Origin of the sequence: Persicitalea sp., from assembly GCF_041751555.1 — a bacterium.
Classification (GTDB): domain Bacteria; phylum Bacteroidota; class Bacteroidia; order Cytophagales; family Spirosomataceae; genus Persicitalea.
In genome coordinates this window covers 1-1,707 of record NZ_JBGSXF010000237.1, presented here as the reverse complement: position 1 = coordinate 1,707, position 1,707 = coordinate 1, and the positions used below count along the sequence as shown (strand labels likewise).

Genomic DNA, 1,707 nt, shown 5'->3' with positions numbered 1-1,707 from the left:
ACTGTTTAATTGTTTAGCGGGAGTCCTGGTTTGGGGCTTCCGCTCTTTTTTTCGTCCTTTATGGCAAACCCATTTTTCAAGTATGCAAAAACGGCATTCCCTTCTGCTCCTCTTCCTGGCCCTTTTTTACGGGATAGCGAACGCCCAAAACAAAGTACCAACCATCGACACCCAACGCTTCGGCGCGAAGGAGTTGCTTTGGGATTTGAAAAAATTGGGTGCCACCCCCAGTTTTTCTTGGCTCGACCCCACCTCCACCGTACGCTCGCTGACGTACGAGAGTGTGGCGTACAACGGCAAACCAACCCAGGTTTTCGCTTACTACTCCAATCCTGATTTGTTGACGGGCAAGCAGACAGGACGCAAGTTTCCCGGCATAGTGCTGATCCACGGCGGTGGCGGGGCTGCCTTCAAACAATGGGCGGAAAAGTGGGCCGCCGATGGCTATGCGGCTATCGCGATGGATTTGGGTGGCAAAGGAGCCGATGGAAATTTCTTGCCCGATGCCGGGCCCGACCAAACGCACGAGGCCAAGTTCACGGCCATTGAAAACGGCGACCTGCACAACGTATGGAGCAACCACGCCGTAGCCAGCGTGATCCTGGCGCACTCTTGGCTGCTGAACCGCCCGGAAGTACAGCCCAATAAAACCGCATTGACGGGCATCAGTTGGGGCGGCTACCTGACCTGCCTCGTCGCCAGCCTGGACGACCGTTTCAAGGCCGCCGTTCCCGTTTATGGCTGCGGGTACTACGACGAGTCGGATATTTTTGGAGAAGATATTGGGAAACTATCCCCCGAAGCCAGGCAGCAATGGATGAGGTACTTTGACCCTTCGTCGTACCTGACCTACGCCTGTGTACCACTGCTGTTTGTCAATGGCAACAAAGACCGATTCTACAACGTCGTCCCCTACTACAAGACCTACAATCTTGCCCAAAAAACCGAGAAGAATATCTGCTACCAGCCCGACATGGTACACGGTCACCTGCAAGGCTGGCAGCCCATCGAGATCAGGTACTTCGTCGATTCAAAACTGAATGGCGGCGCCCCTTTGCCTAAAATCGGGGAAATCAAGAAGAAAGACATGTCTGTTAGTACTTCCTATAATGCGGTGGTCGGTCTGCGCTCGGCGCGGTTCTACCATTCCTCAGATACGACTTCAACCAATGAAAAAAGGGCTTGGGCCAGCGTGGAGGCCAAAGTCGATCCCGCGCGAAAAACGCTCACCGCCGAATTACCCGAAGCGGATTTTACCTACGGATTTTTCTACGTGACCGACCACCGGGAGGTCTCGGCCTCGAGTCCGATTTGGGTGAAGAGGGAGTTATAGCCGATCTGCAAGTACTTTATTGAGCGATTTGAGATTGTCTTGTTCTTCGTACAAGCTATAAATCACCCTACCTTCGGGGTCAATAACATATAGTACCGGAACAGCTTGTATCGAATATTGCCTCATCATCTTCTGAGTTAAGAAGGCATGTCTGCCTTGAATGTTATACTTTTTCACAGCACCTCGAAAGTCTAAGGTGTCGGTATCCGAAGTGATGAAAACCATCGCCAGCTTTTCTTCGGAAAAATTCTTTCTCAATTTCAAAACTGTTGGCATCTCAGCCACGCAAGGGCCACACCAGGAAGCCCAAAAATTGAGCAATACGTACTTTCCTCGATAATCGCTCAATGAAAATGCCATTCCGGTTGTGTCTT

At 51.5% G+C, this 1,707-nt stretch carries 2 protein-coding genes; one reads left to right on the top strand and one right to left on the bottom strand.

What is annotated here, in order from left to right; translation table 11 throughout:
- Positions 1-1,333 (top strand): alpha/beta hydrolase family protein (locus ACEW8P_RS08510; RefSeq protein ID WP_373512659.1); only part of this gene is annotated, 1,333 nt, incomplete at its 5' end.
- Here ACEW8P_RS08510 and ACEW8P_RS08505 read toward each other — a convergent pair.
- The coding region (locus ACEW8P_RS08505; RefSeq protein WP_373512658.1) for a TlpA disulfide reductase family protein at positions 1,328-1,707 on the bottom strand (380 nt) is incomplete at its 5' end. The genes ACEW8P_RS08510 and ACEW8P_RS08505 overlap by 6 nt on opposite strands.